The organism is Ruficoccus amylovorans (genome assembly GCF_014230085.1).
In the GTDB taxonomy this organism is placed as follows: Bacteria; Verrucomicrobiota; Verrucomicrobiia; order Opitutales; family Cerasicoccaceae; genus Ruficoccus; species Ruficoccus amylovorans.
The window spans coordinates 286506-312647 of record NZ_JACHVB010000013.1; the positions used below are offsets into that span (position 1 = coordinate 286506).

Genomic DNA, 26142 nt, shown 5'->3' on the forward strand with positions numbered 1-26142 from the left:
TTCCCATGCCCCAAGCCCTCGAAGGACTCAAGGTCCTGGACTTCACGCAACTGCTCCAGGGCCCTTACGCCACGCAGATGCTCGGCGACCTCGGCGCCGATGTCATCAAGATCGAAAAGCCCGGCAGCGGGGACATCTACCGCAAGCTGACCTTTTTTAACGAATGGATCGGCGGCGACGAGAGCCTGTGCTTCCTGCCCTGCAACCGCAACAAGCGCTCCCTCGCCCTCGACCTGAAAAGCCCGGAAGCCGCCGACGTCATTCAGCGCCTGGCCCGCGAGGCGGACATCGTCGTGGAGAACTTCCGGCCCGGCGTGATGGACCGCCTCGGCTACGGGTACGAGGCCCTGCACAAACTTAACCCGCGGCTCATCTATTGCTCGGCCACCGGCTGGGGACCGGACGGCCCCTACCGCGACCGGCCCGGACAGGACCTGCTCGTGCAGGGGCTGGCCGGCGTGGTCATGGCCAGCGGCCAGCGCAGCCACGGCCCCGTCGCCGTGGGCACGGCGCTCAGCGACCAGCTCGGCGCACTGCACATCGTTTACAGCGTGCTGGCCGCGCTCTATTACCGCGAAAAAACCGGCCACGGCCAGCGCATCGAGGTCAACCTGTTGCAATCCGTGCTGGCCTACTGCATGCAGGACTTTTTCACCGTGCACAACGGCGGGCGCAGTTTCGAGCGGCCCGACTCGGGCATCGCTCATCCCGGCAACGGCGCCCCCTTCGGCATCTACCGCACCGCCGACGGCTACCTGTCCATCGCCATGAACCCGTGGCCGAAGGTCGTCGAAGCCCTCGGCGAGCCCGACCTGCTGCGCTACGACGATCAGCAGGTGCTCTTCGACCAACGCGACGAGGTTTTTCACGCCATTGAGGCCGTCACCGTCACACGCACCACCGCCGAGTGGCTCGACATCATGCTGGCGCTCGACCTGTGGGTCGCCCCGGTCAACGAACAAAAGGACGTCGCCGACGATCCGCAGGTGCGGCACCTGCATGCCTTTCGCGAGATCGAGCACCCCAAGGCCGGACGCCTGCGCGTGACGGACATTCCCTTTCGCATGAGCGAGACGCCCGGCGACATTCGCCGCCCACCACCGCTCATCGGCGAGCACAGCCGGGAGATCCTCGAAGAGTGCGGACTCAGCCCCGAGCAGATCGACGCGCTTTACGAAAAGGGCACGGTGACGACCGAAGCACTCACTCCCAGCCCCTCCCAGCCATGAACGAGACTCCCCTCCTCCTTTCGGTCGAAGACCGTGTGGCCACCCTCACCTTTAACCGGCCCGATAAGCTCAACGCCATGAACGCGCGCATGATGGACGCGCTGCTGGAGGCGCTGGAGCACACGCAGACCGACGAGGAGGTGCGCGTGGTCGTCATCACCGGCGCGGGCAAGGCCTTCATGGCCGGGGCCGACATCACCGAGTACGCGCAGCAGAGCCGCGCCGACTTCAACCGCTTCCAGTCGCGCGGGCGCTCCGTCTATGCCGCCATCGAGGGGCACCGCTGCCCGGTCATCGCCGCGGTCAATGGCTACGCCTTCGGCGGGGGGCTGGAGATCGCCCTGGCCTGCGACCTCGTCCTGGCCACCGACGGCGCCCGCGCCGGCCTGCCCGAGATCCAGCTCAATCTCATCCCCGGCGGCGGCGGCACCCAACGCCTGCCGAAAAAAATCGGCCTCAACCGCGCCCTGGAGATGCTGGTCACCGGGGAGCCCGTCGAGGTGCGAACGCTCGCGGACTGGGGACTGGTCAACCATGTCTTTGCGAAGGAAACGTTCGCCGCAGAAGTCCGGGACTTTGCCCAAAAGATCGCTCAACGCGAACCCGCCCCCGTGCGCATGCTCAAGCAACTGGCCCACGCGGCCTGGGGCGGCGTGGACGCCGCCCACCTGGCGATGGAGACCCAACTGCTGGAGGGCTACTACCTCTCCGAAGCCGGGCAGCGGCAGATCCAGGCGTTTTACCAGCGCAGCCTTCAGCGGCAGGCCCGGTCATGAGCGAGCCCATCACCCTCCGCGGCATCACCTGGGATCATCCCCGCGGCTATGCACCGCTGCTTGCCTCGGCCGAAGCCTACGGGCGGGATCACCCGGTCCGGATCACGTGGGACAAGCGCTCGCTCAAGGACTTCGGCGACGCGGACCTGCGCGAGCTCGCCGCCGCTTACGACCTGCTCGTGATCGACCACCCCCACGCCGGGGTGGCCGCCGCCTCCGGCGCACTGATGCCGTTTGATGAATTCATCGCTGCCGACCAGTTGGCGGCGTTTGCGCAGGATTCGCTGGGGCCCTCCTTCGCCAGCTACCGCTTCGGCGGTCATACATGGGCCCTGCCGGTGGATGCCGCCTGTCAAGTCGCCGTGACCCGCCCCGACCTGCTGCCCGCCGAAGCGCTCCCGCACACCTGGGAGGAGGTAAGCGCCCTGGCAAAGCAGTTGCGGGCCAACGGGCAATTCGTCGGCATGGCCCTCTGCCCCACCGACGCGATGTGCAGCTTCCTCACCCTGTGCGCGCAAAACGGCGCCCGCTTCGCCGACGACGCCTCCGCGCTGGCTTCGCCCGCGCGTATCGAACATTCACTACGCCAGTTACGGACGCTGGCCGGGGTTTGCCATCCCGATTGTCTTTCCTGTAACCCGATCGCCGTGTTTGAGGCCATGAGCAAAGGAGCCCCCATCGCCTACGCTCCGCTGCTTTTCGGTTACACCAACTACGCCCGCCCCGGCTACCGCCCCCACCGGCTGCGGTTTGCCGCCATCCCCGGCGCCTCCCGCGCGCTGCTCGGAGGAGCCGGGCTCGCCGTCTCTTCTCACTGTCAGCATCCGAGCGTCGCGGCCGCCTACGCCGCCTTTGTCTGCGGGAGCGAGTTTCAGAAGTCCGGCTACGTCACCGCAGGCGGACAACCCGCCAGCCTCGCCGCCTGGGAAAACCCGCAGGCGGACGAAATCGCGGGCGGCTTTTTCACCCAGACCCGCACCACGATCCAACAAGCCAGCGTGCGCCCCCGCGCCGCCTATTGGCCCCAGTTCCAGGAATGGCTCGGCGAGTGCATCCACCGCTTCCTCACCGAAGCAGAGTCGCCCGAAACGACAGCGGCGGTGATTCTGAAAGCGCATCACGCTTGCGCCCTGGAAAGACATCGATAATCCAGTCCCTAAGGTATTTACGGTTCAGGCAGACAACTGAAAGCTCACCTATCTCAGTTTGTTCGAAGGGGTTCCTCATGAAAGAGTAGGAACGCAGGCGTCAGTATGCGCGTCAGTGTGAAACGTAACAAGAGTGGGAAAAGATATTTTCTACCAAGCCCCCGGTAGAGGAGACACTTTTGGGCTGCATATGCCAACGCAAGCATTGATACGAATGCCTGCACGAATATGGAGGTGAGCTGAGTGATAATCGGGTAATTCGGAAGGTTGGGCTTTCCCTATTCGGGTGGGCGCGGGTGTAGTATGATGGCCTTACACGTAAGGGGTAAGGCGTCCCGCTCAAAAAAACGCCCAGTGCGTTTTAAAGACTAAAAAACCGCGCCTCGTCGCGCCCGGATCATGCTCACGCCTAAGGCACAGTTCAACCTCAAGAATGCGAAGCAATACTTTCGTGAACACTTGAAGGTGGGCGATTACTACGCCCATGATAATGCCATTCAAGGTGAGTGGTTCGGCCAGGGTGCCGAGCGCTTGGGGCTGCGCGGTGCAGTCGGTGAACGCGAGTTCATGGAGCTGTGTGAAGGCAATAATCCGGCGACGGGGATGCGCCTGACGTTGCGCAAAAATACCACCCGCCAGGTCGGGGATCGGGAGGTAGCCAACCGAAGAATCTTCTATGACTTTACGATCAGCCCGCCCAAAAGCGTCTCGCTGATGGCGCTCTTTCAAGACAAACGACTGGTCAAAATCCACGACGAAGCCGTGCAAAAAGCGATGCGGGAACTGGAGACATTCGCCATGACCCGTGTGCGCAAATTGGGCCGTAGCGACGATCGCGAAACCGGCAATGTGATCGGCGCGGCCTTCCGCCACGAAACCAGTCGGGCGCTCGATCCGCACCTGCACACGCACTGCGTGATCATGAATGCGACCTTCGACCCGGTGGAGAAACGCTGGAAGGCGTTGCAGAATTACGAGATGCTGAAGGCCCAAAAGTTTGTGGAAAATTACTACTACCACGAACTGGCCAAGGGGCTCCATCGCTACGGCTATCCGATCAAAAATAATGCCCGAGACTTCGAGTTGGAGGGTGTGTCCCCCGAGTTGATTGAGCGTTTCTCGAAGCGTCATCTGGAGATCGATGAAGGCGTCAGGGAGTATCTGTCGAACGGTGAACGACCCGGCAATATCAAGGAACTGCGGGCGCAGATTGCGCATCAAAACCGTGCCCGGAAAATCCACGCCTTTCCGCCGGAAAAACTACACGATCTCTGGCGGGAGCAAATGTCCGATGAAGAACGCGTGTCGATTGCGGTCGGCAGCCTGACACAGGGTGATCTGAAAGATGAGGCTGATGTACCCGCGCTGGTGGACTGGTCCGAGGCGCACGTTTTCGAGCGCAAATCCGTGACCGAAGATTACCGGCTCAAGGCCGCCGCGCTCGCCCGTGGCCGTGGCAAAACTTTTACGCTGGAGGAGCTCAACGCGGAGATGGAGCGGCGCGATTATCTGCGCGATGCCTATCACCCGCACTGGGTGAGCACGAGCCAACTGCGAGAGCGTGAACAGGAGATCGTCAACATGGCGGTGCTGGGCGTGAACAGCCACCCGCCGTTCTGTGAAAATTACCAACCCTCCCCCGCCCTTTCCGATGAGCAAAAAGACGCCGTCCGGTCGCTGCTGGCGAGCGAGCATTTCGTGACGCTGTTCCGGGGCGGAGCCGGAACCGGCAAGACCTTCACCTTGCAGGAAGTGGACCGGGGGCTGCGGCAGGCAGGCTTCCAGACGCTTGCCCTGGCCCCGCAGCGTCAGCAGGTGCTCGGGCTGCAACGCGACGGCTTCGAGGCGCAGACGCTGGGCCGGGACGAATTGGAACGCGCCTTCATCGCCGAATACCGCAATGTGGTCAAGGCGGCCTCTGAAGGGAAAGCGTTCGAATCTTTCGAGCGGCTGGACGCGATGGATTGCATCGAGGAAATCGACGGTGACGAACGCCGGGAGGCTCTGGCCTTCGATTACGTCGAGGCACGGAAGGCCGGAGAAAAAACGCTCGTCGTTTCGCAGACCTGGGACGAAATTCACGCTGTCAATGCTGCGGTGCGCCAGCGCCTCAAGGAAGAGGGCCTGCTCGGCAAGGATGTCCCGGTGACGCTCTACGAAAGCCGCGATTTGGACTCGGCCCAAAAGCAGGATGCTCGGTACTACCACCCCGGCGATCACGTTTATTTCATCCGCAAGTACGGGCGTTTCGCCAAAGGCGATCTGGTGCCGGTTGAATCCGTCGATGAAAACTCCCTCTCCCTCTGCAAAGATGGCAAGCTGTCCGCCGTCAGCCTGAAGCAGGCCGAACACTTCGTGGTGGTTCGGCCTCACTCCATCGAGCTGGCCCGGGGTGACCGACTCCAGTTGAAGTTCAACGGACGCTCCGAGGACGGCAAACCGCTGGACAATGGCGAACTCGTCACCGTGGCGCGGATTTTCAAAAACGGGCACCTGTCCGTGGTAGATGACCGGGGTGTCCGCAAGACGCTCGCGGCCAATCAGCACTTGGCCAACCTCGGCTACGCCGTCACCTCCTACGCCTCGCAGGGCAAGACCGTGGATACAGTGCTCTTCAGCGATTCTCAGAACCGCGCCGCCACCGATCGGCGGCAGTGGTACGTCACCATTTCGCGGGCGCGGCGAAAGATCAAAATCTACACCGCCTCCAAAGAGTCCCTGCGCGAGAATCTCCTGCGCTCCGGCGACGAACCCCTCGCCATGGACCTGGAGTGCGCTTCGCCAAGGAAAGACGTGGCGGTCAAGCTGCCGCCGCGCCGGTCGCGAATCGATGACGACTACCCACTTCCTTCCGGCCCAAGCCAGTCGCACGGGATCAGTCTTTAGCCTTTTTCACCACAACACACCCTCAACCCATCCCAATCATGTCATTAGCCGAAAACGTCAAAAAATAAACTCGAAGCCTACCGCGCCGACGGGAGCCATTGCCACGCCTCCGGGCTTCACCGGCAGAAACGAACATCGCTCGCCATCATCACCCGCGACGGGCGGCGCTGGAACATGCCGTGGGCGCATCTGTTCTTCTCCTACTTCGATGCCCAGTCGGGCGCGGAGAACATCCATCTCAGCTACCGGACGCACGAGGTCACGGTCGAGGGGGAGCACTTGCAGGACTTGGCCGCCGAAATCGGGCGTTCCGAAGTCGAATGGATGCAGGCCTGCACGCAGGCATCGGACCAAGCCCGAGACTCGGACAGCCCCTTCATCACCAAGATCACTGTGTCAGAAAAGGGTAAACTTTAGAACTGCTGGCCGCATAGCCTTGTCCCCGCCCGGCAGGCGGCATAGACGTACTGCGTCATGCCTTATGGGAACCTTATCCTGAGCCTGTTCAGCGGCTCGGTAGCTTACGTGCTGCTCGGGCGCTCTTCGCCCCTGATCCCTCCGTCCACCGGCTACATTTTCGGAACGCTCTCCGCCTGGCAGTTTTTCCGCGAATGCCTGCGCCTGCATCTCGCGACGAGCGCAAAAGCCAAGACCAAGCCGGAGAGTAACCCGGTCGTTTTCCGCCTCGGACGCTTCACCTGGCGGCAGTCGGAGGCGTGCCGCCACTGGTTCGTCTCCGGTCAGACCGGCAGCGGGAAGACCTTCTTCTTTCGGCGCATGATCTGGCAATTGTGCGAGCATGTCCCCAACTGGGGCGGCCTCGTGCTCGATGAGAAGGGCGCGTTCATCGAAGTGTTGCGCGGTATCTTCAAGCACCATCCGACCAAAGAGGAAAGTGACCTGATCGTCATTGAAGTGCGCTCGGACGACAGCCCCGCCGACTGGCAGCCGCCGGTCACGTTCAACTTCCTGGAGGTGCCGGGCATCCCCTACTCCAACCACGCCAAGACCATCGTTGATGTCGCCAGTTCGCTGCTCGGCAAGGGCAGCGAAAACCCGTATTTCCCGCAGCAGGCCACGATCCAGATCGAATGGGGCCTGCGCTGCCTGAAGGTCATCCGCGAGCCGGTCACGCTGAAGCGCTGCTACGAGTTGCTGACTAACGACGAGAACCTGAAGACGACCATGGATTTGCTCGAAGAGTTGAAAACGCCGGAGGCGCGAACGGTCTGGTCGCACTTTCAGTCGAGCTACCTCAGCCTCAATGAAGACACCTTCCGGGGCGTGCAATCGAGCATCGCCGGATACCTGAGCTATTTTACCAGCCCGGAGATCGCGGAGGTCTTTTGTCCGAAAGGGCCTTCGACCCTCCGCCTGTCCGATCTGGACGCGGGCAAAGTCGTCACCGTCTCCCCGCCCCAGAAATACGCCGTCGAGCGAAAATACATCTACACGCTCCTGAAGCTGACGTTCTACAAACACGGGATTCAGCGCTTCGACCGGACGCAGAGCGAACGCGACGGACACAACCTGCTGGTCGGGCTCTTCGACGAATTTCAGAAGGTGGCGACGGCCAGCGGGGCCGGGCTCAGCGATTACAACACCGTGGACACGCTCCGCGAGGCCAAGGTCATGGGTCATGACCGGCACGCAGTCCACGCAGAGCCTCGTCCCGCCCATGGGCGCGGACAAGGCCAAGGTCTTTATCGCCAACATGGCCAACCGGGTCATTTTCAAGGCCGCCGACGAAGAGAGCGCCAAGACCGCCGCCGACTGTCTCGGCAAGCACGAGGTCTGGCGCAAATCCCATGGCGTCTCCGGCGGCAAGCGCTCCTTCAACAAGCACAGGGAAGACCGCTACTACGTCCAGCCGCATGAGTTCCCGCAAGCTGCGGAAATTCGAGTGCGTCCTCCAGCACTGCGAAGGCCCTTGGCAGAAACTAACCCTCCCGCCCATCGGCCTCGACGGCCAAGTCTGCGAGTGGTGGTCCAAAGCGAGACGGCAACGCTGAATCAGCAACAGGCTCGGCCAAGAGGCAGGCCCGCGTATGGGCATTTTTGTAGATCACGACAAGCTTCTGCGCGGCCCGGGTGATCGCGACGAAGACCTTTTTAGTATTCTTGCGGATCAACTCCTCCCGGTCAGTGTCGTCCAAGCTCAGGGCTCCTTCCTGCTCGAACAAGCGATCCAGACCAATGACAACAACGATCGGCGACTCAATCCCTGTACAGGCGTTGATCGTGGTGATTCGCATCTGGGTACGATCCGTCGCATCTGAGGCTGAGACAATGCGCCCCTTAAAGTGAGCCTCCAGATGCGCCCGCTCATGCAGCTCACCGAAGCCGGAGGCGTCGATCAGGAGCACATTACCCGGATTGAGTCCGCTCTCAAAGAGCTGCTTGAGCTGCTCGATCAAGACATTCTGGACTGACCGGCTACCGGCTTGAATGAGCTGCGGCTCCTCCCCGGCTGGCATGGAATCGATGTAGGCCTGATCCGGCAGGTTGACCTCATCTTCCTCGCTGCCCACACGGCTCATGTAAAAGCGTTTGGCCAGCGCCATGATAGGCCGCGTGTTGCGGTAGGGACGGGTCAGCCGCTGGGAGCGTCCCCGCATGTCGCCGCCCAGAACCTGCACCCAGGATTGACCGCTACGCAAGAATCCCTGCGTGGGATCGGCGGCCATAAAGAGACGCCCGCAATCTGGATGCAGCGACTGGCGCACACATTCGAACCAGATGGGGGCAAAGAACTGCGCCTCATCGATGTAGATCGTGTGGTAGGTATTGCCCGTGATTTCACCCTCACGCAGCTTTTTCAAAAAGAGCCGGGGCACCACGGGCCAGTCCACCCGCTTGTCCTCATCGAGCATCTTGCGGTAGTTCAGATACAGGCGATAGACGCCGTGCCGCTGCGTAGCTTGAAGCGCCCGCTTACGCCCCGTTCGTTCACTCTGCAAATACCAGTCAAGGGTGGGATTCTCCAGCGCGTTGTCCGAGATCCATTCAAACTCTTCGAGCAGAAACTCTCGCGTGAACTGCCCTTCCAGTTTGGCGTCCTTCAATGCCTGATCCAGATAGTCATTCCGCGTGGCCGGGTCGATGGTTTCGAAATGCATCATTGAGCGCAGCCAACTGTAAAAGGTCCGCCATTCAATGTTGCCCGACATCCCCAACTCGCGTGCCCGGTTGGCCAGATCCGCCCGCAACGGCTTATTGTGCATCAAAACCAGGACGCGCTGGCTGGTATCAAGGCTGGCGGAGAGGCGGGCGCGAAAAAGCAGGATGAGGGTTTTCCCACAGCCAGCCGTGCCGGTAACCAAACGCACATGCCCGGAACTAGCCGCCTTGAAAGCTTCACTGGAAAGCTCCAGGTCACGCTTCATCGCCGCCTCCTGATCATAGTCCAGCAGAAAGTCCATCTGCTGAGGAACCGCTTTATCGGCCAGTCGCTCCGCCCGCGTCACCCAATGTGCCGGGATCGCCGCCTCCGGCGCAAAGCGACCCACGATCAGATTGAGCACCTGCTGATCCAGTTCCCGGTCATCGGCGGATTTGAGGTGGTGCAACAGGGCTTCACTCCGACAGGCCTGCTTGCCCAAAAACAAATAGGGAGCCCCCTGCCAGCTTTGCGCCAGCCGCCCCACCGAGTCATCGGAAGCCTTGGGAAAGAGGACCCAGTGTTGCAGAGGAATGTCCGCCCCGGCCCCGAGTTCTTCAAGCACCAGGCGGGTAAACGCATCCAGACTGTGCGCCTGCTTCAGGCCAACGGGCGGCTCCCCGCGATCCTCCAGCAAGTCTCCCTGAAAATACCGCTCCACGTCTTCTGTGTCTGCACTGCTGACAGCCAACAAAAAGGCCGCCCGGTTGCGGTAGATAACAAGGAAGTCCGGGTAATCCGCATTTCCCACCTGAAAACTGATGCGGCAAATCAGCTCGTCATCGTCGATCGCCTTCAATTGCCGCCATACCTTCACGAGGTGCTCGGGAAGCTTCAGGGGCAGTCGGTCTGGTAACATACGGGCCATGGCTAGACTTCGATAAAGTGGCTCGCCTCCCGCAAGCTTCGCCAATGCTCAATGGCCTCCCGTGCCTCGTCGCTGGCGCCCTCGGTCTTCAGAAAGTTATCAGCCGCCAGCACAATCAGCTTCACCTTGGCACGGCTGACAATGACATTCAGACGCGAAGGCAGGTAGATAAACTCCTGGATGGCGCTCAAGAACCGGACATCGGCTGCCGCCGTGCTCATGATAATGACACTGCGTTCCTGGCCCTGCATACGCTCAACGGTATCAACCACCACCTGTTGTAATTCTGCCGGGTCCCACACGCGGTTCTGCCTCAGACGCTGCCGAATGACCCGCCCTTGCCGACGAAACGGCGTAATCACGCCGACATCCCCGATCGGATGGCCCCGCCGGTGCAGTTCCGTCATCAACTGATTGACGAGGTCGGCCTCCTCCATCGAATAGTGACGGGTGGCCTCTACCTGAGTCGGAACCCATACCAGGCTGTGTTCTTCGCTCAAGGCCTCCCCTAACCAAGGCTGGCCGGGATGGCTGCTCAATCGCAGGGCCTTGTCACGGCAACTCTCGTGGGGCTCCAGCTCGCCCGCATAAAACTCCGAACTGACCCAGCGGCAAATTTCTCCATTCAGACGGTGAGTGACGGTCAACATCTCGCGATCGGCGGCAGAACGCAGCCGCTGGAAAAGTCCGTAGTCCTTCGCCTCGAACGAACTCTTGGACGCCAGCACCGGTGGCAACTGCTTTTCATCTCCGATCACAACATAGGTGTCCGCGCTGAGCATAGCCATGACCGCCAAGGGAAGCGTCATCTGACTGGCCTCATCAATAATCACGCAGTCAAAATCCGCCCGCTTGAGCCGCTCGCTAAACGCGGCAAAGGGCGTCGCCCCGATGACGTAACCCTCCGTACGGTCATCAAAGCCGCACTCGGCAAAGTTTTCATAGACGGGTGCCTCCAGCGTCTCGTCATAACCGGCCACACCGACCTTAGCGACCCGTTCGAGCTCCGGATTCATCTCACACACCTTGTTCAGGGCCTCGTGAATGGCCCGGTGCGTACAAGCCGTGACCAGAATACGCTGGCCCAGAGCCAGCCGCTGCCGGACGATTTGGGCCAGCACACGCGTTTTCCCTGTTCCAGGGGGGCCCTGAATCAGCGCGCACCAGTTAGTGGCTGCGCCCATCCCCACGGCCTCCTGCTGAGAATCGTTAAAACCAGCCTCGGTGGCGGCAGAGGCCGCCGCGTCGTACTCGTAAGGATCTAACCCGTCGGACTGCGCATGGCCTTCGATCAGGGGAAGAATCCGGCTCCGCCCACGCTCCGTCGCCCCCATTTCGTCCAGGGCCCGATTCAATTGCGGGGCTAAATCGATGAAGCCCGCATCCAGCGTAAAAACGCCCTGCCCCTGGGTGATATGCTTGGCGTCGGACTCGGAGAAAGAGACCTCAATGAATTCACGTCCGCTCTGGGTCGGACCATCGCCCACCCAAAATCCCAGGGCCAACGGCTCAAAGGGATTACCCGTATGGAGCATAATCCGATCCCCCTCGCGAAACTCGGACAGGTTCTCCTCACACTCGAAGCGCAGGATATTGCCCTCTCGCCGCTGTCGGCAGCTTATCTTCTCCAGACACTTGCCTTGCAGCACCCGCTCCCCCACGGTCATCCGCAGCAGCTTTTCATGGCTCGCCTGCTGCGCCCGGGATTCTTCGGCAACCAGCTCTTTAAGCTCCTGAAAGATGGCTAGATAGTTCTGCGTCGACATCGCGTGGGATTATTGCACAAAAAGACTCTCAATCGCCACCATGTCCAGGGCACGAAGCATCGAACTAGCATAACGATCCATTACGCCAGTAGATTGTTAATTCCCCGCACTTTCAATCGCTTAGTGAGTTCAAGAGCCTATTTCTTGCCCTTTCTTTCGGTCTTCCTGGGGGCACCCGGGCTGGAGTCCAGAGTAATCCCCACCGAACGGCAGAAGTGACGCAGGGTCTTGAGAGTCGGCATGGCAGTAGCCCCGACCTCTGCCTCAAAGTATCGAACAAATTCCCGCATCGGGTATTTATCCTTGGGATGCTCCGGCACATAGAGCAGCAGGTGAAATTGCCACCACTGCCCCGGGTCATGATTCCATTGGCCGTTAGCGTGAAATTCCTCTTTCTGGAGAAAAGTCAGCGTGTCTTTAATCTGCTGAAAGAAATCGGTCCGATTCTCGGCGATAGCCCGCCCCAGATAGTCGAGAGTCAGTTGCCTCAGACGAGGGTCGTTAGATGCATTCTCCCCAGCCATGGACTTTTTCCAGGCGCGTACCAACAGATAGACCCCCAAGTCCCGATTGCCTGACTTGTACCGCTCCAAGAAAATCAGCAGCTCTTTACGAGTCAGGCCGCCATAGGACTGGGACAGACGCTCTTCAACCTCAGTGGCAAAGATGGCACTTCGCTCGTGAGCCAAATACTCCTCTTCCGGTGAGCTCACCGCCCCGCCCCCTACACCGCTCGCTGACGTCCCTCCCGCATTCTCAACGAATTGCCGGATAAGCAATTGCACCCCCTCTGAGGATCGCCAAAGGGACAGAAATTCCACAAAACCGGCCTCGATTTCGCTGCCCATAGTGCGAGCTAGGAAATCTTCAAAGGTGATTAACGAACGTTCTTCAGAAACGGACATAGGCGAGAAGGCGGACAGGCAGTTTGTATGAAGCCCACTTCAGGGGCAACCCCTGCCCCAACCGTCCGGCCATCCCCATGGCCTTTAACCCTTTTTTAGCATGCAGGGCCTGGCAGTCCCATGAACATGTCGAAACTGTCCTACTGCCTACGGCCAAGACGATCACACCTGCCCATTCGTGCTTATGGCCGCCGCTACAATGGGCTTCGCCCACTCTGGGGTCCGAGATAGATCACCTGGACCAAGGATCTTCTGAGCACCAACATCCAGCAGAAGCATCGGTTGGGGCTGTTGTCCCTCACGGGGGTCCGCTTGCCATGAATTGTCAAACAGCCGTAAGCTGTGTACATAGGGAAGCAGGCGAATCAGGTTTCGACGGCTGCCATCCCAACGCTCACGAATCTTCTCCTCGGAAATCGGATGCCCGCCTTGCTGGACGCGCTGATGCACCCGCTCAATATTCAATTCGACCGATTCCAGCCCCACATACCAGATTTTGACATGCGCCCCCCTCTTTGCAGCCTCAATGAGTAAAGCCGGAATGGTCTGCCCTCCCAGAGTGGTTTCAAACGCATAAGTTGCCTTGTTCGAAATCGCATTCTCAAGCAGTGCCTTTCCCAAGGCCCATGCGTGGCTATTCGCCATGGACTGAGAAGCACTCGGGTTGTCGTCCAGAAATCTGCGGGCGACTTCATCTGGATTGTAATACTCCACTCCTTTGGCACGAAACGTCGCGCCAGCGACACTGCTCTTACCGGAGCCATTGACTCCCGCAAGAACGTAAATCACCGGCTGCTTGACAGCCATTACCTTGTCGGTTGAGAGCCAATTGCCGCCTTGCCCAGTTCATCAGGCGGCGCATTGAAAGCATCCTCGTAGGCCTTCTGAGCCTTACCAGACTGCATCTTAGCAAACCGCGCCTCATACTCCTTTCGAAAGACTTCCAGCGGGTCCCTCGCCGCCAGTTCTTCAATCATCTGATCGTAGAGCTCTACCGGAAGTAGAATCGCCTCGGGCTTACGACTGCGTGTGATCGTGACCGGCCCTGACTGTAAGACCTTCTGGTAAACGCTCTTGAATGCATTTTTCAGGTCTGATGCGGGCGCCGCAGGCAGACTCTTTGAGCGATGCAAGGTATGGATGTCATGAATGGCCGGCATAATGGCAATATTTGTCATTATTGCCAATTTGTCAAGATAGATCAGGATTCAAACAGTGGCAATAGAGTCTACCGGGGAATTTGCTCGGCATTCCAGCTGACGCTTCAGGGAAAGGGTCGTTCTATTCTATCAACATTTACTATAAGGCATTCAATATTCGCCACGATCAACATCTCGTTCCGATGGTATAACGACAAGGGCCAGCTAAGACCTCCTCCCGCTTTTGGCCTCAACGAAATCACGGTGTACGCGTCCTCATTCTCGTCGCGATAACCGGATAAATAGTTCTCGCTTGAGCCACTATGCCACGTAAGTAAACAGGTCCAAAAGCTCCTCAGAAACATACCCAACGGGTTGGTGGTCGGGCTACGGCCACAGGTGTCAGATACGAGGTTAACGTGGCCACAACATACCCGGGGCAGGAAATACGCCAAGAAGAAGAACGGAGAGCCCGTAAGAGCTCAATTTCGAAACCTCATCCACTGGCGAGTTGCGTTCAGCGCGACGCCTTCTTTCGCAAAAATTTCAACTTCTTCCTGCAGTTCATTTTCTTGTTCGGACTTTGTTTGTCCGGCTGGAGTGGATAACCATTCGTCCGGTGATATCCTGGAGCCAGTATCTGCCGAGAACAATGGCCATGTCGCTTGTGAGAGGCTTGCCGAGAGGGTTATGTCCGAATCGACCGGGGTGTTCGAAACGACGGTATACCGCTCTTCTAAATGCAGGGGGATGGCCCCAACATTGACGGCTAGTCCCTCTCCACAATTGATAACGACTGCGCACCAGGAACGCCCGAAGTACAAGCAGAAATATCCTTCCGGTTTTGCCGCAGACAACTGGCCTCGCTCAAGAAGCGTAAACATGGCCAGTCTCGCTGCCATCCCGTAAGTGATCGGGAATTGATCTGCACTGGGTTGCCCAAAATTAAGTAGCCCCAAGTTCCTCCAACGCTCCAGAGATCGATCAAATGAAAGGCGATAGTTTGTCGATCTAGCGCATACTTGCTTGGTTTTTCCGCTGGCAAACTCGGCAGACCAGACTATCCATCTTAATTCAGAGAGCAGGAGGGGGCCATCGACAAGAGCATCCCAACAGGCTGCCCGTCGAAATGTATTGCGAGGTTTTGGGGAAGCAGTCACGATCTTAGCTGGTGATTTCTATATGTTCGATACCTGTTACAATAAGAACGTCATGCCCCTTAAGCGTTGCTTGAAAACGAGGCCTCTAGATTATTTCGGGTCCTGAGACTGCTTGAGCATGGGCGAAAAGGAGAGCGACGTCATGCTTTGTTTTTCTGCTTAATGTATAGTAACAAAGCAAAAATTCGTAGGCAATGGGTCAAAAAACGTCAAATCGAATCGCACTTCTGCTTGGGAAGGAACTGGGGTACTGTCGGCGTGTGCTTGCCGGGGTTTTGAGCTATGCTGATTCTCATAAACTTCAGTGGATGTTCCACCATGCTCCGCCGGATGTCCGTGTTTTGCCTGCGTTGGAACGTTGGCAGCCGGATGGAGTGATTTTATACAGGTGGGACCGGGGCATCGTTGAGCGTTTGCATGAACTCGGGGTCAAGATTGTTTCTGTGGGAGATACCACCCCAGACCTGACGATACCTTGTTTCGATGTGAACAATGAGGCGGTTGGGCGTGTAGCTGCGGATTACTTTTTGGGCTTGGGCCATCGTTTCTTTGCTTATTATGGGAGCCGTTCGATCCAATCTTCTATTAATCGCGAGAAAGGATTTCGCGCTCGTCTGGAAAGCCTGGGCTATCCCGTCTCAAGCCTGAATGCCGATTCTCTAGCAAGCTCCCCGTTTGGGCAGGACTGGAATTATATCGATCGCGGAACTGAGCGCTGGCTCAAGCAATTGCCCAAGCCGACTGGCGTATTGGCATCTAATGACATACCAGCCAAGTTGCTATGCGAAGCGTGCTGGCAATTAGGGATTCAGGTCCCGGATGAGATATCCATCCTTGGCGTGGACAACGATGTTTCTGAATGCCAAATGAGTGTCCCCGCCCTTTCCAGTATTGAGGTGCCTGCCGAGCAGATTGGGAGCGAGGCGGCAGCCTATCTGTTTCGGCTTCTAGAGGCGGATGGAGAAATGAAATGTTCGGCCAAGTTCCTGCCCCCTCTGGGGGTCATTGCCCGTAGGTCAACTGATTGCCGGGCGACATGCGATGAACGCCTGAGGGATATCTTAAATTTTATCGAAGAGACGGTGGAGCAGGGAACAACAGTGTTGGACGTGTGCCGATATAGCGGGCTAAACCGACGTTCGGTCGAACGCCTGTTCAAGTCGGAACTAGACTCAACGGTCTTCCAGCGCATTCAGGAAGTACGGATAACACGGGCGAAACGATTGCTATTGGAAACAAGAATGACGATGGACGAAATCGCTGGGCAATCCGGTTTTGGAAATACGCGCCGACTGGATCGCGTGTTTCGCCAGGTTGAAGGAGTTTTGCCGTCAGCCTATCGTAGTGAGGTTTAAGCTTTACGCTGATGGACCCTCAAGGAGAAAGCGATAAGCGAGCGTGTTAATCCAGCAGCCCATGTAACGCTGGGCGTGCCTCCAGAGCCTTGATGACTTCGCCCACTCGTTTGATGTCATGGTCGATGAAGCCGCCGAAAGGAGAGGCGAGGTGGCGCTTGCAGAGTCCTTTGATTTCGAGTGCGCCCTTAATGCCTTTGATGATGCTGGAACCATGCTTCCCGATAGTGAAAAGCCGACAGGAAATCTCCATGACCTCCTGCTGCAATATCTCGGCTTCGTGCACTTTGCCAGCTTGCATAAGCTCATAAATCTTTACGTAAACTTTCGGGAAAACATTTGCCCCTCCATTAATTCCTCCATTCCCGCCAGCCAGCATGGATTCCGCCAGTATTTCTTCCGGTCCGATCAAGAGGCTCAGGTCGCGGTCCCCGATGAGGCGTTTGACTTTCTTGAAGTAAATCAGGTCGCCAGAACTGTCTTTGAGCCCGAGACAGTTCTCCATCGAAAAGCCCATCTCCACAACATACAGCGGAATAGAGGACTTCGTCAGCGCCGGCATGTTGTAAAGGAAAAATGGCAGGCTGATGTGCTCCGCAATACGCTTGAAGTAGTCATACAATTCGGGCGCGCCCGGAACGAAATAGAAGGGAGGAGTGAAAGCCACGGCATCGGCGCCGGCTTTCTTTGCGTGCTCTGCCAGAGAGAGTGTTTCAGCATAGGCGGTATCACTGATGCTTACGATAACCGGAACACGCCCATTAACTTTCTCGGTGACAAAATCAATATATTTTCGGCGCATGTCATAGCCTAGATTCGGTCCCTCTCCAGTGGTTCCGAGTATGAAGAGGCCATGCACACCGCCTGCGATGACATGCTCGATCAACTGTGCCGCGCCTTTTAAGTCGAGTGATTCGTCAGCCTTGAGGGGAGTGACGAGGGGGGGGATAATGCCTTGTATTTTCATGGGGAGCTAAAGCAGATACATTGAAGCTATCTAACGATAGGGATAGCCTGCTCCATAGGCAAGCTGGATCAGTTTCCCTCAAAACCGTTGTTATCGCCTATCTTCACATTTGTGCAATGGGTGCATGGACGAATAATAAGCGACCGCCCAAAGCCGTTGGCCTTGTTTCCGCTGATGCTCACAGTATCGCAGTAGGATAGATCAATCGCGGGAAATCCCGTCACCTCAGGATAATCGGCGCTGAATTCAATGCTATTGTCTTCGATGGTCAGTCCGCTGACTGACCGGGCAAAGACGAGGCTGCCGCTGAAACTCCTGATTGTATTATTGGCAAACGTGATATTACGGTGGTACCGTTCGTCCCCTTGGCGTTGCTTTCCGGTGAGTTTGGGTGAGGCGTACAGGGGATAGCGTTCGGCGCCGTCGAAGCCGACGTTGACGAAGGTGTTGTTGCGAATCGTCACATCTTCGACGCCACCGGATTCATACCAGACGTTGTTATCACCTTCGATCAGTATGCCGTGCATTTGCGAGGCGATGATGTTGTTTTCAATCAGCACTTTTCCCTTTGTGCTTACAAGCAAACCCCGTGCACGATTCTCACGGATAATGTTATTGCGGAAAACCAAGTCAGGGTACCACGATAGATTCTCCATCGCAAGGGCTCCTTCGGGCATATCCTGTGGCATATCGGCGAGAGTGACCAGAAAGCGTTTTTCATTGAGAGTTCTGGTCTCAATCACGGTCGTTTGATGGAATGGCTGGAGATTTACGGACGACAGCAGCGCGACCCTGTCGCCTGCTTCGGCAAAGGTAATACCCCATTGCTGGAAGTGGCTGATCTCGCACAGAAAGGTGTTGTTACCCAGATATTCGACGATCTTGACATAAGCGCCATGAACGTTGATGCCATCGTCGAGCATGTGCTCGAAAAGGCAGTTCTCGACCCGTATCTGCCCTTTGCACCCGAGGAAATGGGTGGCGTCGGCGCGTGTAGAGATAAGACGTTCCTGAGTCGATGTCACAGTCATCGCATCGACATGGATATTTTCGACGCGCTCGGCGATAAGCCCCATCCCCCCGGCCGCATAGATGGTGACGTTCATGACGGTTATATCTTTGGAATTGGCTAAGTGAATCGCCGGGCAAAGACGGCTGGTCGGACGGGCACCATACGAAATTAGAACGCTGCCGACCGGTGGCGCCGCTTTACCGAAATTTGCCTCTAACCTGTAGCGGTTATCCCCTGCCCGGGTGGCCGTGTGCTTGCTCAGGCCTGTTGCATAGTCTTGTGTGTTGATGATCGGTGAGCGGGTTTTGGGGTCCCAGACAAGACAGGCGCTCATATCGTCTTTCCAGTCGTACTTTATAGATCGCAACCGACCACGTTCGATCGTTTGCGGGTACCGCGTTGGATCGGCCTCAAGAATGGCGAACTTCCCGTTCTCGTCACTTTCAATGACACGCAGCTCATCATGGAACGCACGTGCCCAGTCGATGCTGAAGTTTTTGAGTGTGACACCATCCGCCCCGTCCACGACAAATGGAACGATGCGCCCATGAAACATGAACGTGGAGCCGCCGCCGTCGATCGTAATGTTTTTACAGCCAAAAAGCGGGAATCCCATACGCTTGAGACTGTTGTCGTGATTGGCCACCCGCCGGTAAATCTCCTGCGCATCCTCCGGATAGAATTCATAGGTCCCTTTGGGGAAAATGAGTGTCACGTCCGCTTCGTCTTTGATCGATGCCATGAGCAGATTCAACCGGAGCGTGACATCGGCTCCCGGCACAATTCCTTCGTCGGCAACATTGATCACACGCGCACAGGCCAAAGGCATCCAGGCCGCGGCAATGGCAGTGATCACTAGAAGTTTTCGCATTATTGGGTCCGTTTGTGAGGTTGTGTATGGCGAGGATGGCCATGCATCGGGGAGGCCTGAGAGAGGAGCTTAATTGGTCCGGTGGTAAATTTGCGGGTTTTCCCCCTTGTAGATCAAAAGCTTATCCGCGTCCTGGTTTTCCAACTTCACTTTTGACGTCGCAGTCCCGAGCGGCAGCCAGCAGACCTGTCCGCTGCCGGCATTTTCGTGCCCAGCCTCAAAGGGGTCGAGGGGGTAATCGTAGACCCAGTAGGCAAACGGCTTCTCGTCAGGGGTCCCAGGGCTTTCATACATGACCCCGTCCTCGCGAATTTCGTAGAGAGTGCCACCCCGCTCCCATGTGCCTGTGACTTGCGGGTCGTGTGGCCCCCGGTATCCTTCACCGGCCTGAAATTCCCACCCGGACTCTTCGTAATCCGGCGACCATCTAATATCACTGACCCTCGGCTTTTTGCCTTTTACGAATTCTTGTTCCAGAACCATCAGCGGTGTGCCGTCGCGGACAACAACGGCCCGAACGGTGGTCGAATCACGGAGCGTGAATGGTTCTTTGTAGAGGTTACCCGACAACGGATCGCTGCCGTCAGTGGTGTAGCGTATTTCGATGTCGGCCTCCGGCAGCTTGCCTCGAAGCATGACACGACCTACATCGATGGCCACTTGCTCCGAGTCCTCGAACAAGGTGTCACCCAAAATAGTCGCCGCGGTGATCTGGATAGGTGCATCGCCGTCGGTTCCCTGAAAGAAACCGCGAGCGTATCCATAGAAAAGATCGCGGTAATCTACCCGATGTGGATTCACATCGACGGGATCTCCGTTTTCGAATCCTAGATTCTCCACCGGTCCTTCGATCGTGAATGAGATACGGTTCATCGCCCACGGGACATTGTTGCCGTTGGCGTCCAGTGCCTGAACGGTCAGTGTCGCCGTATCGAGACGGTCAGCCTTCAACTCAATGTTGTTAGTCTCAAGTCCCAATGTAATCGGTGGGCCTGCCGTCTTCCATACTTTTTCGGCAACGGGTTTGCCATTGTCGTAGCCAACAGCCTTCAGTTCGCCTGGGATATAGGGGACCCTCCAAATAAACTCCAGCCATTCGGGGTCTTCCGACTTTCGGCCCAGCGACTCGCCGTTGAGAAAAAGCTCAACCTCATCGCAATTGGAGTACGCCACCACGGGGACTGGAGTGCCAGGCTCGAGAAAGCGATGGGTCCAGTGTGGCAGGATATGCACCATCGGTTCCTTTGTCCATTGGCTCTGGTAGAACCAATAAAGATCCTTCGGAAAGCCGGCGAGATCAATGATGCCGAAATTCCAAATGCGCGCCGGGAATTCCCCATCCCCAAAAGAAGCTTCACCAAGGTAGTCAAAGCCGGTCCAGCGAAATTCGCCAATGACCCAAGGCATGTCACGGGTTTCACGCCAGCTCGTACGCGCGGAGATGCGTACCCCGCAGTTGTCATAACTGGAGCTATAGCGCGGATGACCGTCAAAGAATATTTGCTCGGCCCCGTACTCGGGAATCTCGTTTCGCGGGCGGTCCTTGTCGCGCCACCAGGTCCGTACACGGTAAAATCCCCGGGTCTGCAAAGTGTGTGGAACCTCGGTACGCACACAGAGCTCGTTCGGGTATTGTTCGTGAAATTTCTGCATCGCTCCCGGCATGCCACCAGGGCCGTTAAAGCCCTGAATATCGACTCCTTGAAACACGCTTCCACCTGTTGTCGGCCGAGTGTCATCAAACTTCTTGATGTAGCCGGTAATATCATGCAGGTCATCTTGCCCGGTCTCATTACCGATAGAATACATGACAATACATGGATGGTTACGGTTGGAGCGGAGCCATTCTTCGACGTCGATTTTCCACCATTGGCGGAAGAACCGGGCGCCGTAGTCTGCCTCAGCCTTTTGATGCCATCCGTCAAAGATCTCATCCATCACCATGATTCCCAGTGCGTCACACAGCTCGTAAAACTCTTGAGTGCGCGGATTATGGGATGTGCGAATCGCGTTGCAACCCATCGCCTTGAGCAACTCCAAGCGCTCTTTCAATATCTTTCGTGGGATGGCCCCGCCGACTGGCCCGCCATCATGGTGCTCGCAGACCCCCTTCATTTTCATGGGTTCGCCATTGAGGGCAAAGCCGGTATGTGGATCGAATGTCAACGTACGAATGCCCACCTGAGTCTCGATGGCATCGACCTCTTTACCCTCGGATGTCACCGTGGTGCGTAGCGTGTAGAGGTTGGGCTCATCCACCCCCCACAGTTTCGGCTGGTTGACCTCGAACTGTTGTTTCCCGGCACCGAGGGCCTCTCCTGCGACCTTGCCGTCATCGGAAATAAGCTGATTGAGGACTGTGGCCTTCTCATCGCCGACGATTTCCGTTTCAACCTGCACCAGCGCCCGTTCTTTATCGGCTGTCAATGTCTGAAAGAAAATGCCTCCGCGCTTTACATGCACTGGATCTGTGGCAAGGAGGGAAACGCTCCCCAAAATCCCGGTGCTCGTGTACCAGCGGGCGGAGGGCTGTTGCTCGTTATCCACGCGTACGGCGATGACATTCTTACCCGACCTGAGGTAAGGCGTGAGATCGTAGGCGAAAGTCACATAGCCGTAGGGACGGCTTCCGAGTTCCACGCCATTAACCCAGACGGTGCTGTTCATGTACACGCTGTCAAACTCAATGGACACGTCCCTGCCCTTCCAGTCCGAGGGGATGTCGATGGTTTTACGGTACCACACGATTCCCGTAGGCAGATAGGCTCCACTTCCTCCTGCGGGGGCATCTGCCGAGTATTCGCCCTCGATGGACCAGTCATGCGGGACATCCAGGGTACGCCAGTCCGCATCGTTGTAGTCGATCGACTGCGCACCGGTTTGCTCTCCTGCTTTGAATTTCCAGTCGAAATCAATATTTACACGTTCACGCTCAGCTTGTGCAGCCGAAAAAACAAACATACTTATCCCGGCAAACGCTGCCAGCTTAAGAGGGGTAATCATTCGAGGGTTCAGTACTTTATTTATGTTCAACTTCCGCGGTTAATGCACAGCTAAAGTATGCACGCTAACGGGGTAATGGAGGTTTATCGTTCGTATGCTGCCAGACTGAACTACAGCGCGGGAACGCATGCGAATGGTCATCCGTCTGGTGCTTGGGCATTAAGACGATACTTTAATTCTCTTGGAAATCGGATTCATTTTTATCCCAATCCGTGAAAGACCATTTGGGATTTGCGGATGGAACACGAGCCTGCTCCATCAGGGCATTTAATTCGGCGACAACGTCAGGGTATTCCCGGGCGAGGTCTCTGGTCTCTCCGGGATCGTTCGAGAGATCGTACAGTTCCAGTTCGGGGTGTGGGCTTTTGTTTATGCCGTAAATAACGCCTTTCCATTTCCCTTTGCGGATGGCCTTCCGCCCGTCCTTTTCTGTGAATTCCCAATAGAGGTAATCATGCTCTTTTTGGCCTTGTTCTCCGAGCAGGGAGGGAAGAAAAGAAATGCCGTCCACAGGGATAGGAATCGGTTGGTCAAGCAACTCCGCTACCGTGGGAAGGAAATCCCAAAAAGCGGAGATATGGCCGGACTCGGTTCCCGCTTCAATGGTGCCGGGCCAGGTGGCAATGAATGGCATATGAATGCCTCCTTCGTAGAGGTCGCGCTTATAGCCCCTGTATATGCCGTTGGAGTCGAAGTAGTCTGGGTCGGCCCCGCCCGCCTGGTGAGGACCATTATCGGAGCTGAAGATAACCAATGTGTTATCGGCAATTCCAAGCTCTTCGAGCTCGGCCATCACTTCGCCAACGTAATCATCAAGGATATTAACCATGGCCGCGAATGCGGCGTGCCCCTCCGGTTGTCCCTTGTAATAGCCTTCTTTGTACACTTTTTCAGGCATGTATTTTCCGCGGTGCTTTTCCATATACGACTCAGGGGCGATCAGGTCTGCATGCGGTTGTATGATCGCGTAATAACAGAAGAACGGACGGTCTTTATTCTCCCGGATGAAATTCAGAACCTCGCTCTGAATAAAGGCCGGGGCGTAATCCTTGCTAAAAGAGCCGACGTTACCCCACAGAAACTCTCGCTTGTTGTCGTTCCATAGCCAAGCGGGATAATAGGAGTGCGCAAGTAGTTGACAGTTATAGCCGTAAAAGCGGTCAAACCCCACGTTCAGAGGATCGCTTGCGCTCCCCGGATAGCCTAGCCCCCACTTGCCGAAAACCCCCGTCCGATATCCGGCTTGCTGAAAGAGATTGGCCACCGTGAACGTCCCCTCGGGCATTGGAAACTGTCCTTCCGGGCCCTCCCCTTGTTCATTTCCCCGGATCTGGGCATGCCCCATGTCCATGCCTGTCATTAACGAGCAGCGAGAGGGGGCGCAGACGGTGCTGCCAGAGTAATGGTTCGTAAAGCGAATACCCTCCCCTGCCAGCCTGTCGATATTCGGCGTTTCGAATTTGGTCTGCCCCTGACAACTGAGGTCCCCATATCCGAGGTCGTCAGCAAGGATATAAATGACATTGGGGCGTTGTGCTTCGGCAGCGTCTGCTCCACCTGACGCTGCAACAAATAATGTGCACGACAGTAGAAATAGCCGAGGATTGATATTCATTGAATCTAAATTTATTCCCAATCTTTTCGGAGAGGGGCTCGGATAGGGTATACAGAGTTTATCAAGACATCCATGTTCCCTAACTTAGTTGCAAAATACGTAGATGTGTCCCCACCTTCGGATATACATTACTCACATCGTGTTGTGCTTTGCTATCTTCACCGCTTTCTGCGATATATTTTCCTTGAGAAGAGGCTTGCGATTATGAGTGCGGCGATGCCGTATGTGGCGGAAGATGTTTCGGGGATGTTGACGGCGGTGAGGGAGACGAGGTTGAGTCTTCCTGTATTGCTACCGGCGAGCGGTCCGGCTGCCAGTCCCGTGATGACGATGGTACCGTCCGTGGGGGTGACGCTGGTCCAGGTGGCGACGGCGGAGACTGCGTCTGAGGAGGTGATGGTGATGGAGTCGGGGTCACCGGAGCCGGTGGCGATCTGCCAGAGGAAGTCGGTGGTGGTTCCGTCGCCCATGAGTACCATGATGTTGTAGGCGTAGTTGTCGTCGAGGTCGCTGAAGGTCAGGGTAAAGCCGAAAGCCTCGCCTCCGGCGGTGCCGGTGTTCTGGTTGTTGAACCAGATCCCGTCGGTTGTGGCGCTGACGGGGATGCCGGGGACCGGGTCGTGGTCATTGGACGAATTGCTGCCGGCGACATTGCGGGTGCCATTGGAGACATTGAGCAGGAAGCTGGAGCCGGTCAGGTTGCCTGCGCTGTCTTCGAGGTTGGACAGGGACTGCTCGTAGAAGGCAACCGCTCCGGTGGCGGCAACCGACAGTTCGGTGAATCCTGCCTCAGGGGTCAGGGTCGATCCGAAATCGATGTAGACGCTGGCTCCTTCGACTGTTGCGGCCGAGAGCGGGGTGAGGGCGGGCAGCATCGCGGCCGAAGCGGTCAGCGCCAGAGTCCTGATGGAGTAGAATTTCATAATGTAAACAACTTATTTGTTATTAGCGTTGGGGGTTTTCAATTAAACTGAAAGCATTTAAGAAGGATCGTGCTTCTAATGCGACGGAATTTTAAGCAGATTATAGCCCGAATAGTCAAGCGGTTTATTTGTGGATTCGATTTTGCCCGGGACTGTCGTTTTTTGGGTTGCGTATGTCGTAAAATAGGATTCTACCACTAGGTAAAATCCGCCATATTCCCCCAACCCGAGACCCTGTCCATGAACTATTCGACCCGAACCAGGAAGGCTGCCTGCCTCTCGCTTTGCCTTTTAATGACCAGCGCGGTGCCCCTCTTGCGGGCCGCCGACCTGGCCGAACCCCTGCTGGAGCTCCAGGACGGCGACGTCAACATACATGGGGTCGAGGTGGTCAAAATGTGGACCGCCCCCATGCCCCGGGCCGATGTCCTGGGGGCAGGCTACCCTCAGATCGAGGGCGTGCGCCACGCGCTGGTCTTTGCCGCCACGGACGAGACCGGCGGCTACAACCACCATGCCCAAATAACCGTGCACAAGGGTACGATCTACGCCCTGTGGAGCAATAACCGCCACTTTGAGGACGCCCCCGGCCAGCGCGTCCTCTTCGCCACCTCCCCTGACGGCTTGCACTGGAGCAGCCATGCCGAGGCCTTTCCCTCGCCAGGCCCCTTTAAGGAGAAATCCGAAACCGGCCTGCTGTTGACGACCCTCGGCTGGGTCCAGGTCGGCGACAAGCTCTTCGCCCTGGCCAAGCTCACCGCCATGGACGGCTTCCGCAATCCCGACAACACGCTCTTCAGCCCTACCAAGGACCGCAAGCGGGGCATCATCTTCGACAAACGCATCTACTACGGCATCCTGGCACGCGAGTTGACGGACGCGGGCACATGGGGGCCCATCTTCACCGTCGAGGGCAAACCTCCCGCCCCCGACCAAATCGCCTTCCCCGTCCTCGAGCACAGCCAGTGCGTCAGCCCCGGGGAGTACCAGGCCATCCTCGCTGCCAGCAAGGAGTACTCCTACCCCTGGAGGAGCCGCCTCCCGCGAACCCCCGGCAAACCCCTCCTGTGCGAGCCGAGCACCTACGCCCTCGAAGACGGCACCCTGGTCACCCTCTTCCGCGACGAGCGATACTCCCACCGCCTCTTCGTCAGCACCTCCCCCGACGGCGGTAACACATGGTCCACCCCCTATCCCACGAACATCCCCGACTCCCCATCCTACACCAAAACCATCGCTCTCGAAGACGGATCCGTCGTCATGGTCGGAAACCAGATCGCCGAGGAAAAAAACTTCGATAACCCCAAACCCGCCCACCTGGGCAGAGATACCCTCGTCCTCTCCCTCAGCAAGGACGGA

18 protein-coding genes and 1 pseudogene are annotated in these 26142 nt (G+C 57.4%); 8 read left to right on the plus strand and 11 right to left on the minus strand.

The genetic code is table 11. The features are described from left to right. Positions 1–5: 5 nt before the first annotated feature. The 6 genes and pseudogenes from H5P28_RS04425 to H5P28_RS20090 form a co-directional block, all read left to right on the plus strand. Positions 6–1229, plus strand: coding sequence for a CaiB/BaiF CoA transferase family protein (locus tag H5P28_RS04425; RefSeq protein WP_185674502.1), 1224 nt, complete (start codon positions 6–8; stop codon positions 1227–1229). Continuing rightward, positions 1226–2005: an enoyl-CoA hydratase/isomerase family protein gene (locus H5P28_RS04430; RefSeq protein ID WP_185674503.1), complete on the plus strand. Its 780-nt coding sequence runs from the start codon at positions 1226–1228 to the stop codon at positions 2003–2005. Before H5P28_RS04425 ends, H5P28_RS04430 begins: the two co-directional genes overlap by 4 nt. Beyond that, complete coding sequence (locus H5P28_RS04435; RefSeq protein ID WP_185674504.1) at positions 2002–3153, plus strand: extracellular solute-binding protein; 1152 nt, start codon at positions 2002–2004, stop codon at positions 3151–3153. The genes H5P28_RS04430 and H5P28_RS04435 overlap by 4 nt, the downstream gene beginning before the upstream one ends. Before the next feature lie 399 nt (positions 3154–3552). After that, the gene (gene mobF, locus H5P28_RS04440) at positions 3553–6039 is read left to right on the plus strand and encodes a MobF family relaxase (RefSeq protein WP_185674505.1); all 2487 of its coding nucleotides are present in this window, start codon (positions 3553–3555) and stop codon (positions 6037–6039) included. Positions 6040–6213: 174 nt separating this feature from the next. Next, on the plus strand, positions 6214–6456 hold the full coding sequence (locus H5P28_RS04445) for a hypothetical protein (protein ID WP_185674506.1): 243 nt from the start codon (positions 6214–6216) through the stop codon (positions 6454–6456). A gap of 1261 nt (positions 6457–7717) precedes the next feature. Beyond that, positions 7718–7858, plus strand: a pseudogene (locus H5P28_RS20090) (type IV secretion system DNA-binding domain-containing protein); the annotation flags it as partial. A gap of 121 nt (positions 7859–7979) precedes the next feature. Here H5P28_RS20090 and H5P28_RS19700 read toward each other — a convergent pair. From H5P28_RS19700 to H5P28_RS04475, 6 genes are all read right to left on the minus strand, one after another. Further along, positions 7980–10067, minus strand: a complete 2088-nt coding sequence (locus H5P28_RS19700) for a DEAD/DEAH box helicase (protein ID WP_246455770.1) — start codon at positions 10065–10067, stop codon at positions 7980–7982. A gap of 2 nt (positions 10068–10069) precedes the next feature. Next, the gene (locus H5P28_RS04455; protein ID WP_185674508.1) at positions 10070–11833 is read right to left on the minus strand and encodes a DEAD/DEAH box helicase; all 1764 of its coding nucleotides are present in this window, start codon (positions 11831–11833) and stop codon (positions 10070–10072) included. A gap of 137 nt (positions 11834–11970) precedes the next feature. Then, positions 11971–12738 carry a hypothetical protein gene (locus H5P28_RS04460; RefSeq protein WP_185674509.1) on the minus strand — a complete coding sequence of 256 codons (768 nt, stop codon included), beginning with the start codon at positions 12736–12738 and terminating at the stop codon, positions 11971–11973. Between the two features lie 162 nt (positions 12739–12900). Then, positions 12901–13545 carry an ATPase gene (locus H5P28_RS04465; protein ID WP_185674510.1) on the minus strand — a complete coding sequence of 215 codons (645 nt, stop codon included), beginning with the start codon at positions 13543–13545 and terminating at the stop codon, positions 12901–12903. Then, positions 13545–13916, minus strand: a complete 372-nt coding sequence (locus H5P28_RS04470; protein ID WP_185674511.1) for a type II toxin-antitoxin system prevent-host-death family antitoxin — start codon at positions 13914–13916, stop codon at positions 13545–13547. Before H5P28_RS04470 ends, H5P28_RS04465 begins: the two co-directional genes overlap by 1 nt. A gap of 443 nt (positions 13917–14359) precedes the next feature. After that, positions 14360–14761 carry a hypothetical protein gene (locus tag H5P28_RS04475; RefSeq protein ID WP_185674512.1) on the minus strand — a complete coding sequence of 134 codons (402 nt, stop codon included), beginning with the start codon at positions 14759–14761 and terminating at the stop codon, positions 14360–14362. A gap of 470 nt (positions 14762–15231) precedes the next feature. Here H5P28_RS04475 and H5P28_RS04480 point away from each other — a divergent pair, with 470 nt between their 5' ends. After that, the gene (locus H5P28_RS04480) at positions 15232–16392 is read left to right on the plus strand and encodes an AraC family transcriptional regulator (RefSeq protein ID WP_185674513.1); all 1161 of its coding nucleotides are present in this window, start codon (positions 15232–15234) and stop codon (positions 16390–16392) included. Between the two features lie 46 nt (positions 16393–16438). Here H5P28_RS04480 and H5P28_RS04485 read toward each other — a convergent pair whose 3' ends face one another. From H5P28_RS04485 to H5P28_RS04505, 5 genes are all read right to left on the minus strand, one after another. Further along, positions 16439–17359 carry a dihydrodipicolinate synthase family protein gene (locus H5P28_RS04485; protein WP_185674514.1) on the minus strand — a complete coding sequence of 307 codons (921 nt, stop codon included), beginning with the start codon at positions 17357–17359 and terminating at the stop codon, positions 16439–16441. Positions 17360–17427: 68 nt separating this feature from the next. Continuing rightward, complete coding sequence (locus H5P28_RS04490; RefSeq protein ID WP_185674515.1) at positions 17428–19242, minus strand: right-handed parallel beta-helix repeat-containing protein; 1815 nt, start codon at positions 19240–19242, stop codon at positions 17428–17430. A 69-nt stretch (positions 19243–19311) separates the two neighbouring features. Next, positions 19312–22245 carry a glycoside hydrolase family 2 TIM barrel-domain containing protein gene (locus H5P28_RS04495; RefSeq protein ID WP_185674516.1) on the minus strand — a complete coding sequence of 978 codons (2934 nt, stop codon included), beginning with the start codon at positions 22243–22245 and terminating at the stop codon, positions 19312–19314. A gap of 172 nt (positions 22246–22417) precedes the next feature. After that, positions 22418–23860: an arylsulfatase gene (locus tag H5P28_RS04500; RefSeq protein WP_185674517.1), complete on the minus strand. Its 1443-nt coding sequence runs from the start codon at positions 23858–23860 to the stop codon at positions 22418–22420. A 158-nt stretch (positions 23861–24018) separates the two neighbouring features. After that, complete coding sequence (locus tag H5P28_RS04505) at positions 24019–24783, minus strand: hypothetical protein (protein WP_185673771.1); 765 nt, start codon at positions 24781–24783, stop codon at positions 24019–24021. Positions 24784–25023: 240 nt separating this feature from the next. Here H5P28_RS04505 and H5P28_RS04510 point away from each other — a divergent pair. After that, positions 25024–26142 (plus strand): exo-alpha-sialidase (locus H5P28_RS04510; RefSeq protein ID WP_185673772.1); only part of this gene is annotated, 1119 nt, incomplete at its 3' end.